The 17,592-nt window shown below is 36.6% G+C and carries 18 protein-coding genes; 17 read left to right on the top strand and 1 reads right to left on the bottom strand.

Annotation, left to right across the window (positions count from 1 at the left end; all coding sequences use genetic code 11):
* Positions 1 to 547 precede the first annotated feature (547 nt).
* On the bottom strand, positions 548 to 1,798 hold the full coding sequence (locus tag ACN1CN_RS06265; protein ID WP_264525894.1) for an NAD(P)/FAD-dependent oxidoreductase: 1,251 nt from the start codon (positions 1,796 to 1,798) through the stop codon (positions 548 to 550).
* A 101-nt stretch (positions 1,799 to 1,899) separates the two neighbouring features.
* Between ACN1CN_RS06265 and ACN1CN_RS06260 the strand changes: the two genes are divergently transcribed.
* The 17 genes from ACN1CN_RS06260 to ACN1CN_RS06180 all read left to right on the top strand — a co-directional run bounded on the left by ACN1CN_RS06260 (position 1,900) and on the right by ACN1CN_RS06180 (position 17,592).
* Entirely contained in the window at positions 1,900 to 3,420 is a 1,521-nt protein-coding gene (locus tag ACN1CN_RS06260) for an HAL/PAL/TAL family ammonia-lyase (protein ID WP_264525893.1), read from the top strand.
* A gap of 39 nt (positions 3,421 to 3,459) precedes the next feature.
* Complete coding sequence (locus ACN1CN_RS06255) at positions 3,460 to 4,695, top strand: WG repeat-containing protein (RefSeq protein ID WP_419135019.1); 1,236 nt, start codon at positions 3,460 to 3,462, stop codon at positions 4,693 to 4,695.
* Positions 4,696 to 4,770: 75 nt separating this feature from the next.
* Complete coding sequence (fabG, locus tag ACN1CN_RS06250; RefSeq protein ID WP_264525891.1) at positions 4,771 to 5,502, top strand: 3-oxoacyl-ACP reductase FabG; 732 nt, start codon at positions 4,771 to 4,773, stop codon at positions 5,500 to 5,502.
* Between the two features lie 187 nt (positions 5,503 to 5,689).
* Entirely contained in the window at positions 5,690 to 6,925 is a 1,236-nt protein-coding gene (locus ACN1CN_RS06245; RefSeq protein ID WP_264525890.1) for a beta-ketoacyl-[acyl-carrier-protein] synthase family protein, read from the top strand.
* Positions 6,918 to 7,172: an acyl carrier protein gene (locus ACN1CN_RS06240; protein WP_264525889.1), complete on the top strand. Its 255-nt coding sequence runs from the start codon at positions 6,918 to 6,920 to the stop codon at positions 7,170 to 7,172. Before ACN1CN_RS06245 ends, ACN1CN_RS06240 begins: the two co-directional genes overlap by 8 nt.
* Positions 7,172 to 8,050: a lipid A biosynthesis acyltransferase gene (locus ACN1CN_RS06235; protein ID WP_419135018.1), complete on the top strand. Its 879-nt coding sequence runs from the start codon at positions 7,172 to 7,174 to the stop codon at positions 8,048 to 8,050. The genes ACN1CN_RS06240 and ACN1CN_RS06235 overlap by 1 nt, the downstream gene beginning before the upstream one ends.
* Before the next feature lie 339 nt (positions 8,051 to 8,389).
* A complete protein-coding gene (locus ACN1CN_RS06230; protein WP_419135017.1) occupies positions 8,390 to 9,292 on the top strand; it encodes a dialkylrecorsinol condensing enzyme DarA in 903 nt (300 codons plus the stop codon).
* Between the two features lie 16 nt (positions 9,293 to 9,308).
* On the top strand, positions 9,309 to 10,442 hold the full coding sequence (locus ACN1CN_RS06225; protein WP_264525886.1) for a beta-ketoacyl-ACP synthase III: 1,134 nt from the start codon (positions 9,309 to 9,311) through the stop codon (positions 10,440 to 10,442).
* Positions 10,442 to 10,873, top strand: coding sequence for a hypothetical protein (locus ACN1CN_RS06220; protein WP_264525885.1), 432 nt, complete (start codon positions 10,442 to 10,444; stop codon positions 10,871 to 10,873). Before ACN1CN_RS06225 ends, ACN1CN_RS06220 begins: the two co-directional genes overlap by 1 nt.
* Before the next feature lie 10 nt (positions 10,874 to 10,883).
* Entirely contained in the window at positions 10,884 to 11,348 is a 465-nt protein-coding gene (locus tag ACN1CN_RS06215) for an ABC transporter permease (RefSeq protein ID WP_419135016.1), read from the top strand.
* A gap of 23 nt (positions 11,349 to 11,371) precedes the next feature.
* The gene (locus ACN1CN_RS06210) at positions 11,372 to 11,776 is read left to right on the top strand and encodes a hypothetical protein (protein WP_264525883.1); all 405 of its coding nucleotides are present in this window, start codon (positions 11,372 to 11,374) and stop codon (positions 11,774 to 11,776) included.
* Positions 11,776 to 12,774 carry a BtrH N-terminal domain-containing protein gene (locus ACN1CN_RS06205; protein WP_291286425.1) on the top strand — a complete coding sequence of 333 codons (999 nt, stop codon included), beginning with the start codon at positions 11,776 to 11,778 and terminating at the stop codon, positions 12,772 to 12,774. Before ACN1CN_RS06210 ends, ACN1CN_RS06205 begins: the two co-directional genes overlap by 1 nt.
* 7 nt (positions 12,775 to 12,781) lie before the next feature.
* Complete coding sequence (locus ACN1CN_RS06200) at positions 12,782 to 13,534, top strand: ABC transporter ATP-binding protein (RefSeq protein ID WP_419135015.1); 753 nt, start codon at positions 12,782 to 12,784, stop codon at positions 13,532 to 13,534.
* Complete coding sequence (locus tag ACN1CN_RS06195) at positions 13,524 to 14,813, top strand: ABC transporter permease (protein WP_419135014.1); 1,290 nt, start codon at positions 13,524 to 13,526, stop codon at positions 14,811 to 14,813. The genes ACN1CN_RS06200 and ACN1CN_RS06195 overlap by 11 nt, the downstream gene beginning before the upstream one ends.
* On the top strand, positions 14,788 to 15,237 hold the full coding sequence (locus tag ACN1CN_RS06190; protein WP_264525879.1) for an acyl-CoA thioesterase: 450 nt from the start codon (positions 14,788 to 14,790) through the stop codon (positions 15,235 to 15,237). Before ACN1CN_RS06195 ends, ACN1CN_RS06190 begins: the two co-directional genes overlap by 26 nt.
* Before the next feature lie 57 nt (positions 15,238 to 15,294).
* Entirely contained in the window at positions 15,295 to 16,434 is a 1,140-nt protein-coding gene (locus ACN1CN_RS06185) for a beta-ketoacyl-[acyl-carrier-protein] synthase family protein (RefSeq protein WP_419135013.1), read from the top strand.
* A 540-nt stretch (positions 16,435 to 16,974) separates the two neighbouring features.
* Positions 16,975 to 17,592, top strand: a complete 618-nt coding sequence (locus ACN1CN_RS06180; protein WP_419135012.1) for a 3-oxoacyl-ACP synthase — start codon at positions 16,975 to 16,977, stop codon at positions 17,590 to 17,592.

The raw sequence follows: 17,592 nt of genomic DNA, 5'->3' as shown, positions 1-17,592 counted from the left end.
GCTCCGATGGAGCAAACAATCTTAAATATCTAAATAAAAATAGAAAAAAAACATTCTCTTTTTTTATCCCAGAGGGATTAAATATTTATAGAAAATAGGGTCATTTATTGATAAGAGCCCTGTAGGGGCGGAATAGGACGCTCCGCTGGAGCTTTCTTCCCACTGGCCATATGTGCTATAAATATTTTGCTCCGATGGAGCAAACAATCTTAAATATCTAAATAAAAATAGAAAAAAAACATTCTCTTTTTTTATCCCAGAGGGATTAAATATTTATAGAAAATAGGGTCATTTATTGATAAGAGCCCTGTAGGGAGAGAATAGGACACTCCGTTTTCTTCCCAACTGGTCTTATTTGCCATAAATATTTTGCTCCGATGGAGCAAACAATCTTAAATATCTAAATAAAAACAGAAAAAAACATTCTCTTTTTTTATCCCAGAGGGATAAGATATTTATAGAAAATAGAATCATTTATTGATAAGAGCCCTATAGGGGCGAAATAGGACGCTACAATAGAACAATCACCTTAAACAAAAAGCCCTGATTATTCAGGGCTTTGTTCTTTTTGCATATTCAGTAAATACGCCATATTCTTAATCACATGATCGTGTTTTTTCACAAACGGATTTTCCTCGTTCCAGACATATCCTGCCAATACCGAACATATCTTTTCCTTCACATCCGGGTTTTCCGGCTGATGAAAAAATAAAGTTTGAAGATTTCCTGTGTACCATTCCTGTACATAAGTGGTAAAAACCGAAATGCCTCGTTTCATATATTGTGTAAATTCAACTTCCCAATCCACAGCGATTCCTTGTGATTCTTTAAGGTACAATTTTGCTGCCAACATTCCGGATTCAGTTGCAAAAGCAACTCCCGAAGAGAAAACAGGATCTAAAAATTCCGAACTGTTACCCGTCAAAGCAAAACCATCGCCATACATTCTTTTTACCGCTCTTGAATAGTTTTCGAGTTTTACCGGTTCAAACAAAAACTCCGTTCCTTTAAATCTTTTGATATAATAATCGGATTTCTGAATGGCATTTTTTAAAGCCTCGGCATTGTCTTTATTTTCTGAAAGCGAATTAATAAAATCAGTTGGTCCTACCACTCCTAAACTGGTATTCCCGTTAGAGAAAGGAATTACCCATAACCAGACTTCGGTTTCCAGAATATCAAATGAAATTTGGGTTCCTTCTTCTCCTTCTTCTCTGTTAATATCTTTTACATGCGTAAATATCGAAGAATGCGGATCTAATTTTGAAGGGGTATCCAAATCTAAAAGTCTTGGTAAAACACGCCCGTATCCACTGGAATCAATGATAAATTTAGCATGGATTTCTTTTAGATTTCCATCCTTATCTTTTACAATTGTTTTAGAGTTTTTGCCCTCAAAAGAAACTTCCAGAACCTCTGTTTCAAATTCCAGATCAATCCCTTTTCTTAGTACTTCCTGCGCCATCGTATGGTCAAAATCTGCACGTGGCACCTGCCAGGTCCAGTCCCAGCCTTCTCCAAATTTTTTGCTGAAATCAAAAACACAAATTTCTTCTCCTCTGATAAAACGAGCACCAAGTTTTTTCTCAAAATTCATAGCATCAAGGCTTTCAAAAAGCTCAGCCTCAGCAAAATGATCCATTACTCGCGGGATAAGACTTTCTCCTACTACCAGTCTTGGAAACCTCGTTTTTTCAACTACTTTTATCTTAATATTGTTTTTATGAAGATACGATGCCGAGACACATCCTGATGGTCCTGCGCCAATGACTAAAACATCTACAAACTCCTTTATCATATTAAAATTATTATCAATTATTAACCTACATTTGCCATCATCAAAATAACTACATTTATTTTGATAAATAAAATTAAATTAGCACAACCAAAAACGATTTAATGAATACAATTAATGAATATTTAAGTTTAGCAGAATTCGAATCTATTATTTTTGCAAACAACAAAGTTTCGATAAGCGATGCTGTTTTAAACAGAGTGAATGAAAGCTTCAATTTCCTAAAAGAATTTTCAGGAAACAAAGTAATATATGGCGTAAACACTGGTTTTGGACCAATGGCCCAATATCGGATTAAAGAATCTGATCAAATACAATTACAATACAATTTAATTAGAAGCCATTCTTCGGGAACAGGAAAACCTTTAAGCCCTGTTTGTGCAAAAGCAGCGATCCTGGCTCGTTTAAATACTTTATCATTGGGTAATTCGGGTGTTCATCCTTCTGTAATTCACCTAATGGCAGAACTGATCAACAAAGACATTACCCCTCTTATTTTTGAACACGGTGGTGTAGGTGCCAGCGGAGATTTGGTACAATTATCACATTTGGCTTTAGTTTTAATAGGTGAAGGCGAAGTTTTTTACAAAGGAGACCGAAGACCAACTGCTGAAGTTTTTGAAATTGAAGGTTTAAAACCGATTCAGGTAGAAATCAGAGAAGGTCTGGCGTTAATAAACGGAACTTCGGTAATGACCGGAATTGGGGTTGTAAATGTGCATCATGCCAATAAATTATTAGACTGGTCTTTAAAATGTTCCTGCGCAATTAACGAATTGGTTCAGGCTTACGACGACCACTTCTCTGAAGAATTAAACCAAACCAAGCGTCATAAAGGACAACAGGAAGTAGCCTCAAGAATGAGACAAAATCTTTCAGACAGTACCTTAATCCGTAAAAGAGAAGACCACTTATATTCAGGAGAAAATACAGAAGAAATCTTTAAAGAAAAAGTTCAGGAATACTACTCGTTACGTTGCGTACCTCAAATTTTAGGTCCGGTTTTAGAAACGATCCAAAATGTTGCTTCTATTCTTGAAGACGAATTTAACTCGGCAAACGACAATCCTATTATAGATGTAAAAAACAAACACGTTTATCACGGAGGAAACTTCCACGGTGATTACATTTCGCTGGAAATGGATAAACTGAAAATTGTTATTACCAAACTGACCATGCTGGCTGAACGCCAGTTGAATTACTTACTGAATTCAAAGATCAACGAAATCCTTCCTCCGTTTGTTAACTTAGGAACTTTAGGATTTAATTTCGGAATGCAGGGGGTACAGTTTACCGCTACCTCAACAACTGCCGAAAGTCAAATGTTATCTAACCCAATGTATGTGCACAGTATCCCGAACAACAACGACAATCAGGATATTGTAAGTATGGGAACCAATGCAGCAGTTATTACCTCAAAAGTTATCGAAAACGCTTTTGAAGTTTTAAGTATCGAAATGATTACCATTGTTCAGGCAATTGATTATTTAGCACAAAAAGACAAAATTTCATCTGTTACCAAAAAATGGTATGACGATGTTCGAAACATCATTCCTGAATTTAAAGAAGATCAGGTCATGTATCCTTTTGTACAAAAAGTAAAAGATTATCTGATTCACAGTTAATACTTAATTTTACATTATTAATATTGAACCTTTAAAATCATGAAAAAGACACTTATTTTTTTATTTGCATTCACTATTCAATTTGTTAATAGTCAGGAATTGGCCTTAGTTAAAAAAGATTCTAAAATTGGGTACATCTCCAGAGACGGAAACTTTAAAATTGAGCCTCAGTACAAATCAGCAAGAAGCTTTTCTGAAGGACTGGCGGCTGTAGAAAACAATGGAAAATGGGGTTTTATAGATGTTAAAGGTGCATGGGTAATTCCTGCCGATTTTAAAAATGTTAAAGATTTCAATAGCGGAATTGCAATTGTTCAAAAAGACAAGGACTGGGTTTATATCAATACAAAGGGTGAAATCCAGAAAGCGCCTTTTTCAGAAAAACTTTTTGACTTTGAAGATGGCGTAGCATTTATCAGACAAAGCGGCAAGGTAGGATTAATCAATTCGAAAATGGCCGTTGTTCTGGAACCAAAATACGATCAGATCAAATCTTTTGAAAACGGTTTTGCAAGAGTTGAAAACAATAAAAAATGGGGAATTATTAATGCTGCCGGTAAAGAAGTGATAGAGCCTGCTTACGAGGAAATAGGCAATTATTTCAAAAACACAAGCTGGGCAAGAAAAGATAAGACCTTTGGAATTGTTAGTTCCGGAACTTTTATTCCGGTTGATGGAGCTGAAAAAATCTGGGATTTTGACACTCAGGATCTGACCTATGCCAAGAAAAATGGTAAAGTTGGGTTTATTGACTTAAAAGGAAATTGGGTGATTACCCCGATATACGACAAAGTAAAAGCATTCTCAAAAAACTTAGCTCCCGTTTGTGTGGGTTCAAAATGGGGTTTTATCAATCCGAAAGCAGAATTTGTAATTGAACCTACTTACAGCGACGCTGAAGTTTTTAGTCCGGACGGACTGGCTCCGGTAAAAGAAAAAAACTGGGGATTCATCAATCAAAGCGGAAAATTGGTCATTCCAACACAATACGGCATCACGACAAACGGATTTGTGATTGCTTTATTTGTAAAACAAGACAAAGGTTTCATTGATGGTGTTGCACGCGTAAAAAACGAAGGAAAATGGGGATTTCTTAAACCAGACGGAACCGTATTAGGAAACCAATGGTTTGAAAATGCCGAACTATTTTCGCAATCAAGAGAAAGAAACAGCACTGCCGAAGTTGCTGCTGAAAAACCAAAAGCAGAAACCAAAACGACTGAAAAGTCAGAGACAAAAACTACCAAAAAACCGGTAGCCAAAAAGAAAAAATAAAACCTATTAACTCATAAAAACAAACGCTGCAGATGCAATTGCATACCAAGCGATTAAAAAAAATAAATTCTGAATATGAAATGTGTATTAGTAACTGGCGGTTCACGAGGAATTGGAAGTGCTATTTGTAAAAAATTAGCCGTTGATGCAAATTATCATATCCTGATTAACTACCACTCGAATAAAACTGCCGCTGAAGCAACACTTCAGGAAATACAAAAATTAGGAGCAACAGGCGAAATCTTAGGTTTTGATGTTTCCAATTTTGAAGAGGTACAAAAAACATTAACGCAATGGCAGGAAGCTAATCCCGAAGCTATTGTAGAAGCGATCGTAAACAACGCCGGAATTACAAAAGACGGTCTTTTTATGTGGATGACTCCCGAAGACTGGAACGGTGTAGTAAATACGAGTTTGAACGGATTTTTTAATGTAACGCAGTTTTTTATCCAAAAAATGCTGCGCAATAAATATGGCCGAATTGTTAATATGGTTTCCGTTTCGGGTGTAAAAGGAACAGCCGGACAAACCAATTATTCAGCGGCAAAAGGTGCAATTGTTGCGGCCACAAAAGCATTGGCTCAGGAAGTTGCGAAACGAAACATTACTGTAAATGCTGTTGCCCCTGGTTTTATAAGAACCGATATGACAAGCCAATTGGACGAAAAAGAATTATTAAAACTAATTCCGGCAAGTCGTTTTGGTGAAGCCGAGGAAGTTGCAGATTTGGTAAGCTTTTTGATTTCAAAAAAATCAAGTTACATTACAGGAGAAATTATAAATATAAACGGAGGAATATATTCTTAGAAAATATTTGAAACACATAAAAACACAGCTTTTTATGTGCAAAGAGTACAAAAAAGAAATATTTCTTTCACATAGATAGCTACTATGTGTATTTCAAATAAGTGAAACGCCTATTTTGAGTTTACAAAAGCTATGTTCCTATGTGTTAAAAATTACAAGTAACGGATAAAAATTACTTTTAAAGACGATGAATAAGAGAGTTGTAATTACTGGGATGGGAATTTATTCTTGTATCGGAACTTCTTTAGAGGAAGTAAAGGAATCTTTATACAACGGAAAATCAGGTATTCACTTTGATTCTGAAAGAAAAGAATTTGGTTTTCAATCTGCCTTAACAGGAATGGTTCCGAAAGCTGATTTAAAAAATTTATTGACCCGCAGACAGCGTATGAGCATTGGTGAAGAAACCGAATACGCTTATATGGCCACTGTTGAAGCATTGAAAAACGCGAACATTGATGATGCATTTTTCGACAATCGCGAAGTAGGTATTATGTACGGAAATGACAGCGTTTCAAAAGCGGTTATTGAAGCTACTGATATTGTACGAGACAAAAAAGACACTGCCCTGATCGGTTCCGGAGCTATTTTTAAATCGATGAATTCAACGGTAACCATGAATTTATCAACGATTTTTAAACTTCGTGGTATCAATCTTACTATAAGTGCGGCCTGCGCCAGCGGATCACACTCTATAGGTCTTGCTTATTTTTTAATAAAAAGCGGATTTCAGGACCTTATCATCTGCGGAGGTGCACAGGAAATCAACAAATATGCCATGAGCAGTTTTGATGGTTTGGGTGTTTTTTCGGCCAGAGAAAACGAACCCGAAAAAGCTTCCCGCCCTTTTGACAAGGATCGCGACGGATTAATCCCAAGTGGTGGCGGTGCAACGTTAATTTTGGAAAGCTACGAATCGGCAATTGCCAGAGGTGCTACCATTATTGCCGAAATCGGCGGTTACGGATTCTCGTCAAATGGCGGACACATCTCAACACCTAATGTCGAAGGGCCGTCTATAGCCATGAAACGAGCGCTTGATGATGCACAACTAAAAGCAACTGATGTTGACTATATAAATGCTCATGCTACCTCAACCCCGGTTGGAGACGGAAACGAAGCCAAAGCAATCTTTGAAGTTTTTGGAGAGAAAAATCCGTACGTAAGTTCGACCAAATCAATGACAGGTCACGAATGCTGGATGGCCGGAGCAAGCGAAGTAATCTACTCCATCTTAATGATGCAGCACGATTTCATTGCCCCAAACATCAATTTAGAGAATCCTGACGAAGATGCTGCTAAATTAAATTTGGTCAAAACTACTTTAAACAAAAAATTTGACATATTTTTGTCCAATTCCTTCGGGTTCGGAGGAACCAACTCTGCGTTGGTGGTTAAAAAGTTTAAATTGAACGATGAATAAAGAAGAGATTATAGCAAAAATTAATGGTTTTTTGGTTGATGAATTTGAAGTAGACAATGATGATATTGAACCAGATGCTAATTTAAAAGATACACTTGGATTAGATAGTTTAGATTATGTAGACTTAGTAGTCTCAATCGAAGCTAACTTTGGTGTAAAACTGGTAGAAGTTGATTTTGTTGGAATTGCTACTTTTCAGAATTTCTATGACCTAATCGAGACCAAACTAAAAGCTAAAGCTGTTTAATGAGTCAATGGGATGGCAAATCAAAGGGTACAGTTTTAGGCTATAGAATATTCGTTTTTTTAATACAAAAAACGGGTATTAAGGCTGCTTATGTCCTGCTTTATTTTGTTGCTTCGTATTACTTTTTGTTTTTAAAAAAAAGCAACAAAGCCATTTTCTATTACTTTAAAGAAAGGCTGCAGTATTCCTGGTTCACGTCTAAAAAAATGGTTTTCAAAAGTTACTATACTTTTGGACAAACCATCATTGATAAAATCTCCATTTCGGCAGGAATGCGCAACAAGTTCACTTATGAATTTGACGGAATTGAGGTGCTCAAAAAACTTTTGGCCGAGAAAAAAGGAGGTGTTTTGATTAGTGCCCATGTTGGAAATTTTGAAATTGCCGAGCATTTCCTTGGCGATATCGATCTTAATTTCCAAATCAATCTGGTGACTACTGATCTGGAACATTCTTCTATAAAAAAGTACCTGGAAAGCGTTACCCAAAAACCTACCGTAAAATTCATCATTATCAAAGAGGATTTGTCTCATATCTTTGAGATCAATGCTGCGCTGGCCAATAATGAATTGGTTTGTTTTACCGGCGACCGTTACTTTGAAGGCACAAAATCTCTTTCAGAAAAAATACTGGGTCAGGAAGCTCATTTTCCGGCAGGTCCGTTTTTAATTGCTTCACGATTAAAAGTTCCTGTTGTTTTTGTGTATGTCATGAAAGAACCCAACTTACATTATCATTTGTACGCCAGAGAAGCTACCGTGAAACATCGTGACGAAAAAGGCTTACTGAAAGAATATGTACAAAGCGTTGAAACTATTCTGCAAAAATATCCTTTGCAATGGTTCAATTATTTCGATTTCTGGAATGATTTGAGATAAGACTTAAAGGATCTCGGCATCTCGCAAAGACGCGAGGTCGCAAAGTTTTTTCTCCTTTTTGTTCATTTTTGTCATTTCGACCGAAGGGAGAAATCACACACGTTTAGCGACAAAGATTGTCGACTTAGTTTGCGGAGTTTCTTATGTGATTTCTCCCTTCGGTCGATATGACAAACTGTGCTTTAAAACTCATTTCAAATTAAAACTTTGGGCCTTCGGGTCTCTGCGAAATTAAAAAAACAACAAAAATTCATCGCCAAAAACGATTCGTTTAAACAAGAAAATTCGTTTAAATAAATTTACTTATTTTTGTTCGCAACCAAAAGCAAGTAAACCTCCATGAAAAATGTTCTCGTAATTTATTATACGCAGTCTGGACAACTCGGAACAATTGCACAAAACATTGCAAAACCGTTCCTAAATTCAGACGAAATAAATGTAACTTTTCACGAAATACAACTGCAGCAACCCTTTCCGTTTCCATGGAATAAAGCTGCCTTTTTCGACGCTTTCCCGGAATCATTTCTACAAATTCCGACTGAATTAAAGCCCGTTCCGGAAGAAATTCTAAACACCAAATACGATTTGGTATTGTTTCATTATCAGGTTTGGTATTTGTCTCCTTCCATTCCGATCAACTCTTTTCTAAAAAGTGCCGATGCCAAAAAAATACTAAACAACACCCCTGTCATCACTATAAGCGGTTCCCGCAATATGTGGATTATGGCACAGGAAAAAATCAAAGTTTTACTAAAAGAAGCCAATGCTTCGTTAGTTGGAAACGTTGCTTTAGTAGATCGCGTTGGAAATTTAATCAGTGTCATCACGATTGTAGAATGGATGTTTTCGGGCGTTAAGAAAAAATATCTTGGTATTTTTCCGTTACCGGGAGTATCCGACATAGACATACAGGAGTCGGATAAATTTGGAGAAGTGATCCTTTCTGAATTCAATCAAAATCAATTACAGCATTTACAACCCAAACTGGTTGCCGTTGACGCCGTTAAAATCAGCCCCTATCTGGTAACGGTTGATAAAACAGCAAACAAAATCTTTAATAAGTGGTCAAATTTGATTTATAAAAATCAAAAAAACAGAAAAACACTTCTTAAAGTATTTAATGTTTATTTATTCCTGGCAATATGGTTAATCTCACCAATAGTGTATATATTGCACCTTATTACCTACCCCTTTAAGTTAAATACCATAAAAAGAGAAACTCAATATTATCAAGGAGTTTAGAAGACGAAATTAGATTATGTTTGAAGTATATATTACCAAAGCCGCAAAGTATTTGCCAAATGAAGCCATTTCTAATGATGAGATGGAAAGTTATCTGGGTCTCATTAATGATGCTGCTTCTAAAGCAAGACGCATTATTTTGCGCAATAATAAAATTACAAGTCGTTATTACGCTATAGACAAATCAGGAAAAAGTACCCATAACAACGCCGAGTTAACGCGAAATGCAATCGTGCAGTTGTTTGATGAAAACTTTACAGCGCAGGACCTTGAAGTGCTTTCCTGCGGGACCTCAACTCCTGATATCTTCCTGCCTTCACATGCTGCGATGGTACACGGTTTATTGAAAAACAAATCTGTAGAACTAAATTCATCAACAGGAGTTTGCTGTGCGGGTATGAATTCTTTAAAATTTGGTTTTCTGTCTGTAAAATCAGGAAATTCAAAAAATGCGATTTGCACAGGATCTGAAAAAGTTTCAACCTGGCTAAATGCCCAGATGTACAACCACGAAGCTGCCAATCTGAAAAACCTGGAAGAACAGCCTATCATTGCGTTCAAAAAAGATTTTTTACGCTGGATGTTGTCGGATGGAGCGGGAGCATTTTTATTAGAGAACCAGCCAAAAGGAGCTATCTCTTTAAAAATTGAATGGATGGAAGCCTTTTCCTATGCTTACGAATTAGAAACCTGTATGTATGCCGGTGGTGATAAATTAGAGAATGGCGAGATCAAAGCCTGGAGTGATTATGCTCCGGAGCAATGGTTAAACGAATCTGTTTTTGCCATCAAACAGGATGTAAAATTATTGGATGAATTTATTCTTTCTAAAGGAGCCGAAAGCATGAAAGATGCTATGGATAAAAACAGCATCACTTCAGATCAGATTGATTATTTTATTCCTCACGTTTCTTCTAACTTTTTTGTGGAAGGATTAAAAAAAGGACTGACCGAAAAAGGAATCGGGATGGCTGATGAAAAATGGTTCATGAATCTTTCAAGAGTAGGGAATGTTGGTTCAGCCTCTATTTACTTAGCTTTGGAAGAATTAATGAATTCAGGAAATTTAAAAAAGGGAGATCGTATTCTATTGTCTGTTCCTGAGAGCGGAAGATTCTCCTTTGCTTATGCTTATTTAACGGTTTGCTAATGGAAACAACTTTACTTTTAGAGAAAGACGCTGTCGAAAATTTATTGCCGCAAAAGTTCCCTTTTGTAATGGTAGATAAAATGTATTCGTTTACCGAAACTTCACTGGTTGCGGGTTTAAAAATTCAAAGCGACAACATTTTTTCCGACAACGACACCTTTTTAGAAGCAGGTTTAATCGAACATATGGCACAGTCTGTGGCTTTGCACACCGGTTACCAGTTTTTCCTGAAAAACGAAACAGCCCCAACGGGTTACATTGGTTCGATCAAAGAAATTGAAATCAAAAAATTGCCAAAAGTCAATGATACGATTCAATCCAGCATCACTATTTTACAGGAGTTTGCCGGAATTACACTGGTAGACATTGTAACTTATCTGAATAATGAAGAAATTGCGAACGGGCAAATGAAGACCGTTTTAGCCAAATAATATATTAGGTATGAAAACCGGAGTTGACATACAAAACTATTTACCCCACCGGGCACCGCTGCTTATGGTGGATTTAATTTTGGACATAGATTCCAGTTTTGTAGAAACCACATTTTTAATCCGGGAAGATAATATTTTTGTTGAAAACAACACTTTTATTGAAGCCGGGTTAATCGAAAACACCGCACAAACCTGTTCGTCTATTGTAGGCAAAAAATATTTTTTTGACGAAGACGGAACAGAAAACGAAAATGTAAATGTACTGGGGTTTATCAGTGCGATAAAAAACCTAAAAATACATACACTGCCAAAAATAGGTGATACTATTATTACCAAAGCCAATCTGGTTTCAAAATTTGCAGGCGACGATTATACGCTATGTACCATGAGCTGCGAAAGTCTGCTTGCTGACAAAATACTTTTGGAATGCGAAATTAATCTGTTTATTCAAAAAACAATTTCGGTTCCGGAATAGTTACAATCGAAAAGAAAAAGGCCATGGAAAAAGAAAATGTACCACAAGACAAAGGCAATCTCACCAAAAACAATCTGAAAGAACTGCTTTATGCCACCGATGAAAATGGCGACTATACCACAACCCTAAGTACCGGTTGGGAGCCTAAAACCATCGCGTTATCCAATTCGATCGATGAAATAAACGAACGAATTGCCGAAGCAAAACTACAGGTAGAAACTGGAGAAGTAAGTCCGATTTGTTATTATATGGAACTCAACAAAATGGATCTTACTATTTTATCCAGTTATGTTGGAATGTGGAAATGGCGCGTAAAAAGACATTTTAAACCAGCCGTTTTTGCCAAATTAAACAACTCTGTTTTACAGAAATATGCCGATGCTTTTGAAATTTCAATCGCTGAATTAAAAAATATTAAAACCGCGTAATGCAAACTAATTTTACACATCATCAATCTGCTCATTGCGAAAATGGAGTAGCTTCGAATTTGTTAAAAAACAACGGACTGAACATCAGCGAACCGATGGTTTTTGGTATCGGTTCCGGACTTTTCTTCGTATACCTGCCGTTTATAAAAGTAAATCATGCTCCTGCAATTAGTTACAGAACTTTGCCTGGACAGATCTTTAACAAACTGGCGAGCCGTTTGAACTTAAAAATAAAAAGACAAAAATTTTCTTCAACAACAAATGCCAACAAGGCTTTGGACGAAAATTTAAAAAACAATATCCCAACCGGATTACAAGTTGGTGTGTATCATTTGAGTTATTTTCCTGATGAATACCGCTTTCATTTTAACGCACACAATTTAGTCGTTTACGGGAAAACCGAAACCGATTATCTTGTGAGCGATCCTGTTATGGAAACGGTTACGACCCTGACACATGACGAACTGGACAAGGTGCGTTTTGCCAAAGGAGCTTTTGCTCCAAGAGGCCAAATGTACTATCCGATTCAAATTCCGAAGGATGTTGATTTGAAAAGTGCCATTATCAAAGGAATCAAAAATACCTGCCGCGATATGTTGGCACCCATGCCTATTATTGGGGTACGCGGAATTAAATTTGTTTCGAAACAAATTAGAAAATGGCCCGTAAAACACGGTACTAAAAAAGCCAATCACTATTTGGCACAAATGGTGCGCATGCAGGAAGAAATTGGTACAGGTGGCGGAGGTTTCCGATTCATCTATGCCGCATTTTTACAGGAAGCTTCGGTTATCTTAAACAATGAAGAATTAAAAGTCCTTTCTAAAGAAATGACCCAGATTGGAGATTCATGGAGAGACTTTGCGGTTGAAGCTTCCCGAATTTACAAAAACAGAAGTGCCAAAGAAGATGCCTACAATACGATTGCCAACGAACTTTTGGACATTGCCAATCGCGAGGAAATCTTTTTCAAAAAACTAAAAAAAGCGATCAGCTAAGAATATTTTGCAATCCATTATAAAAATAGAATCCCTTTCGAAAAAGTACAAAAATGCAGATCTGTATTCTTTGAACGATGTTTCGCTGGAGATCAGTGAAGGTCAGATTTTTGGGTTATTAGGTCCGAATGGTGCCGGAAAAACCACTTTAATCTCTATGCTTTGCGGACTGATAAAACCAACCTCAGGGCATTTCACGATCGATAAGCTGAATTATACCCATCATTCTTCCAAAATCAAAAAAATCATTGGCGTTGTTCCGCAGGAATATGCTTTGTACCCTACCCTAACAGCCCGGGAGAATTTACATTATTTTGGGAGTATGTACGGCTTAAAAGACAATTACCTGAAAGACAAAGTCGTTGAAACTTTAGATCTTTTGGGATTATTAAAATTTGCCGACAAACGTATCGAAACTTTTTCAGGCGGTATGAAACGCAGAGTCAATTTGATTGCGGGAATTTTACACAATCCCAAAGTTTTGTTTTTAGACGAACCAACCGTTGGTGTTGATGTACAGTCTAAAAATGCCATTATTGACTATCTGAAACTCTTAAATCAAAACGGAACAACCATTATTTATACCTCTCATCATTTGGCAGAAGCGGAAGATTTCTGTACCAACATTGCCATTTTAGACCGTGGCAAAATATACGCTCAGGGTACGCCTTCAAGTTTAATTGCTTCTACTGAAGAAGCCCGAAATCTTGAGGAAGTTTTTATTTCATTAACCGGTAAAGACTTTAGAGATGGTATATAAAATTTGGATGTCAGTCGTAAAAGAATTCCTCCTGCTCAAAAGAGATTTAGGCGGATTAATCATTTTATTTATCATGCCTTTAGTTTTGGTTATTACCGTAACCTTAATTCAGGACAGCACTTTTAAAACCGTAAGCGATACCAAAATTCAGATTTTACTGGTGGATAACGACAAAGGTGCTGTGTCTAAAACCGTTTTTGATAATCTGGAGAAAAGTCAACTTTTTAGTGTTGTCACACAAATCGACCACAAACCTATTACCGAAGAAACAGCTAAAGAAGCGGTTTACAAAGGTAAATTTCAACTGGCCATTGTAATTCCGGAAAAATTAAGTGTGGATCTGCAAACCAAAATTGATCAGAATGTCGAAAACATTGTGAGCAAAATGGGCCTAACAGAAACGGATACTACAGTGCAAACCGAAAAACCTAAGGTCATTAAAGAAAAAGAAGTCAAATTGTATTTTGATCCGGCAGTTCAAATGAGCTTCAAAAATGCCGTGATGAGCTCGATCGATAAGATGATTTCTCAAATCGAGACAAAATCCATTTATACGACTTTCCAGAATCAACTGGGAGAAGGAAATGCCGAATTTGAGCAAAAGAGCTTTATCACGTTCAAAGAAATCATTCCAAAAATAAACAACAAAGAAGTACGTCCCAATTCTGTACAGCACAACGTTCCGGCCTGGACACTTTTTGCCATATTTTTTATTGTGATACCATTGTCCATCAATATCGTAAAAGAAAAATCTCAGGGAACATTTGTTCGATTACTCACCAATCCGGTTTCTAACCTCGTCGTTATTATTGGTAAAACCATTACCTATTCAGCCATTTGTATGATTCAGTTTTACATGATGGTGGCCGTGGCAATCTTTTTATTTCCACATATTGGTTTGCCTCCTTTAAATGTCGAAGGGCATTTGTTCTTAATGAGTGTGGTCGCTTTATTTTCAGGTTTTGCAGCCATTGGTTTTGGAATTCTGCTGGGAACAATCGCAAGCACACAAGAACAATCGGCTCCATTTGGTGCGACAAGCGTTATTATTCTGGCAGCCATTGGCGGAATCTGGGTTCCCGTTTTTGCAATGCCAAACATCATGCAGATCATTGCCAAATCATCTCCTATGAATTGGGGATTAGAAGCGTTCTATGATGTTTTATTGCGCAACGTTTCTTTCCTTGAAATCATCCCAAAAATAAGTTTGTTATTTTTGTTCTTCATTATCACAACATCCATTGCCTTATTTTATGACAAAAAGAAAAGAACAGTTTAACGAAGCAACCGAACTAACCGTTTCGCATGAAATCAGAATTCGTTTTAACGAAACGGATCCGCTTGGAATTGTGTGGCACGGGAATTACATCACCTATTTTGAAGATGGTCGTGAAGCGTTTGGCCGTGAACACGGACTTACCTATTTGGATATTGCCAAAACAGGTTACACCACCCCGATCGTAAAATCAAAATGCGAACACAAATTGTCTTTGCGTTATGGCGATGTGGTAACGATAGAAACAACCGTAATTGATACACCTGCCGCCAAAATGATCTACCGTTTTAGAATACTGGATGATAAAGGCGAAGTGGCCTGCACCGGAGAAACCGTTCAGGTATTTTTAGATCAGGAAGGAAATCTAATGCTGACCAATCCTCCTTTTTATGAAGAATGGAAAAAGAAAGTTGGGTTGTTGAAGTAGCCACGAATTGCACGAATTGACACAAATAAAAAAAATACGCCGGAATAAAATCATAAAATGTTAAAAGAAATATACATTACACAAACCAACTGCATCACCCCACTAGGTTTTGATGTCAAATCAAACGTTGAAGCAATTCTTCGCGGTGATTCGGGCATTCAGCTAAATAATGACATTTCTTTGATGCCGGTTCCATTTTATGGTTCGGTAATTCATGATGAAAAAATAAACACTGCCTTTGCAAAAATCAGTAGGGAAACAAAATACTCCCGTCTGGAGAAAATGATGATTCTGGCTTTAAAGCCGATTATCAAAAATGCAGCGGTTCCATTAGATTCCAAAACGGCTTTTATACTTTCGACCACAAAAGGAAATGTAACGGCTTTAAAAGACAATTCGGAAGAAAATTTTGCTAACGCACATTTAGATGTTCTGGCAAAAAATGTTGCTGCTTTTTTCGGATTTCAAACACAACCCATTGTCGTTTCGAATGCTTGTGTTTCAGGAATTTTAGCAATTTCTATTGCCAAAAGAATGATCCAGTCAGGTCTCTATGACCATGTTTTTGTCGTGGCCGGCGACGAAGTTTCAGAATTTGTTTTGTCCGGTTTTAATGCTTTTCAGGCCATGAGCGATTTACCGTGTAAACCGTATTCTAAAAACAGAACCGGTGTAAGTTTGGGCGAAGCAACAGCTGCGGTTCTGGTTTCGGCAGAAGCTACAAATGCTAAAATAAAAGTTATTGGAGACAGTTCGATAAACGATGCTAATCATATTTCGGGTCCATCGAGAACAGGCGAAGGTTTGTTCAGAAGTATCCAAAATGCTTTGAAAGAAGCTCAAATTGAGCCCCATAAAATCGATTATATTTCAGCACACGGAACTGCAACTCCGTTTAATGACGAAATGGAGGCCATTGCCCTAAACCGTTTAGGGCTGCAAAATGTCCCGGTCAATAGTCTGAAAGGATTTTACGGTCATACTTTAGGCGCTTCCGGATTATTAGAAACCGTAATCGCTATTGAATCCGTAAATCAAAATATGCTTTTTGAATCGAAAGGTTTTGATGAAATTGGGGTTAGCGAAGTGATCAATGTTATTGAGAAAAACGAAGAGGCAACTATTGATTTTTTCCTGAAAACAGCTTCCGGATTTGGAGGTTGCAATACGGCAGTTGTTTTTGAAAAAATAAAATGAGACGTTTAAAGAACTTAAATAGGAGAAAAAGTATTGAGCAAAATAAGCTAGTTTATTCTGAAAGTTGACTTGACAAATTTGATACAATAATTCTTTATTTATTTTTTAGTTGGGGGTTTCTAATGCCTTTCTTGGTTTATTTTAATCCTCATAGGGATTATTCAAAAACTGGAATTGAATTTTATCTGCTTTTTATTTTTAGTTTATTTTGCGCATTTACAATTTATCGGAAAGCGACTGAAAAACAGCTAACTAAAATTATCAGCAAATACAATGCGGAAGAAAACAAATTGCTTATTAATCAGTATTGCGAAAAAAAAGGTTTTGAAAAACATAGAAATTCCGGAAATATAATAATTTATAATAATCTTAATCCCCTGGCTATTAATTCGATGTTTCAAACAAGTAGAATATTTATTTTAGACAAAAATGACATCTATTTGACAATGATTAAAGAAAATCAAAAATTGAACATTCCTATTCTTTTTTCACAAATAAGTTTAAAGAGGGATATTAAGAATCTGTGTCAGCAATAAAACAATGAATCCAAATAAAACTCACATACAATCCTATTGCACCATTGAAAACAACGAAATTGTTTTGAACGGAACTTCTGTTTTCAAAACGGAACCGACCAATTTTGCTGATTTCTCCAAACAGGCCTATCGCAATTTTGACATGCAATACCCGAAGTTTTTCAAAATGGATGCTTTGAGCAAACTGGCTTTTTTAGGAGCTGAACTTCTTTTGAGTCCGATAACTTCAATAGAACAAGAAAACAATATTGCCTTGGTTCTGGCCAATAAATCATCAAGTTTAGATACCGATGTTAAGTATCAGGAATCTATTTCCGACAAAGAAAACTACTTTCCTAGCCCGGCGGTTTTTGTCTATACACTGCCAAATATTTGTCTGGGTGAAATAAGTATTCGCCATCAGCTGAAAAGTGAAAATTCTTTCTTTATATTTGATGCCTTTAACACTGAATTTATGTCCAATTATTCTACTATTCTTCTGAATACAAATAAAGCAGATACGGTTCTTTGTGGCTGGGTAGAGTTTTTCAACGACGATTACAAAGCTTTTCTTTGCACCATCAGCAAAGAAGAAAGCACAAAATATAACAACGAAAATATCAATACATTATATAATAAATAA

The sequence above is a fragment of the Flavobacterium sp. T12S277 genome, assembly GCF_048514875.1.
Classification (GTDB): domain Bacteria; phylum Bacteroidota; class Bacteroidia; order Flavobacteriales; family Flavobacteriaceae; genus Flavobacterium.
The sequence above is the reverse complement of the archived record's forward strand: the minus strand, read 5'-3'. Positions and strand labels throughout refer to the sequence as shown.

Bases quoted from the DNA above. Each gene is read 5' to 3' on its own strand.
- ACN1CN_RS06190 (WP_264525879.1), top strand. From the start codon at position 14,788: ATGACAAAAAGAAAAGAACAGTTTAACGAAGCAACCGAACTAACCGTT.
- ACN1CN_RS06185 (WP_419135013.1), top strand. From the start codon at position 15,295: ATGTTAAAAGAAATATACATTACACAAACCAACTGCATCACCCCACTA.
- ACN1CN_RS06195 (WP_419135014.1), top strand. From the start codon at position 13,524: ATGGTATATAAAATTTGGATGTCAGTCGTAAAAGAATTCCTCCTGCTC.
- ACN1CN_RS06220 (WP_264525885.1), top strand. From the start codon at position 10,442: ATGGAAACAACTTTACTTTTAGAGAAAGACGCTGTCGAAAATTTATTG.
- ACN1CN_RS06180 (WP_419135012.1), top strand. From the start codon at position 16,975: ATGAATCCAAATAAAACTCACATACAATCCTATTGCACCATTGAAAAC.
- ACN1CN_RS06245 (WP_264525890.1), top strand. From the start codon at position 5,690: ATGAATAAGAGAGTTGTAATTACTGGGATGGGAATTTATTCTTGTATC.
- ACN1CN_RS06205 (WP_291286425.1), top strand. From the start codon at position 11,776: ATGCAAACTAATTTTACACATCATCAATCTGCTCATTGCGAAAATGGA.
- ACN1CN_RS06265 (WP_264525894.1), bottom strand. From the start codon at position 1,798: ATGATAAAGGAGTTTGTAGATGTTTTAGTCATTGGCGCAGGACCATCA.
- ACN1CN_RS06240 (WP_264525889.1), top strand. From the start codon at position 6,918: ATGAATAAAGAAGAGATTATAGCAAAAATTAATGGTTTTTTGGTTGAT.
- ACN1CN_RS06260 (WP_264525893.1), top strand. From the start codon at position 1,900: ATGAATACAATTAATGAATATTTAAGTTTAGCAGAATTCGAATCTATT.
- ACN1CN_RS06215 (WP_419135016.1), top strand. From the start codon at position 10,884: ATGAAAACCGGAGTTGACATACAAAACTATTTACCCCACCGGGCACCG.
- fabG (WP_264525891.1), top strand. From the start codon at position 4,771: ATGAAATGTGTATTAGTAACTGGCGGTTCACGAGGAATTGGAAGTGCT.
- ACN1CN_RS06230 (WP_419135017.1), top strand. From the start codon at position 8,390: ATGAAAAATGTTCTCGTAATTTATTATACGCAGTCTGGACAACTCGGA.
- ACN1CN_RS06225 (WP_264525886.1), top strand. From the start codon at position 9,309: ATGTTTGAAGTATATATTACCAAAGCCGCAAAGTATTTGCCAAATGAA.
- ACN1CN_RS06210 (WP_264525883.1), top strand. From the start codon at position 11,372: ATGGAAAAAGAAAATGTACCACAAGACAAAGGCAATCTCACCAAAAAC.
- ACN1CN_RS06255 (WP_419135019.1), top strand. From the start codon at position 3,460: ATGAAAAAGACACTTATTTTTTTATTTGCATTCACTATTCAATTTGTT.
- ACN1CN_RS06235 (WP_419135018.1), top strand. From the start codon at position 7,172: ATGAGTCAATGGGATGGCAAATCAAAGGGTACAGTTTTAGGCTATAGA.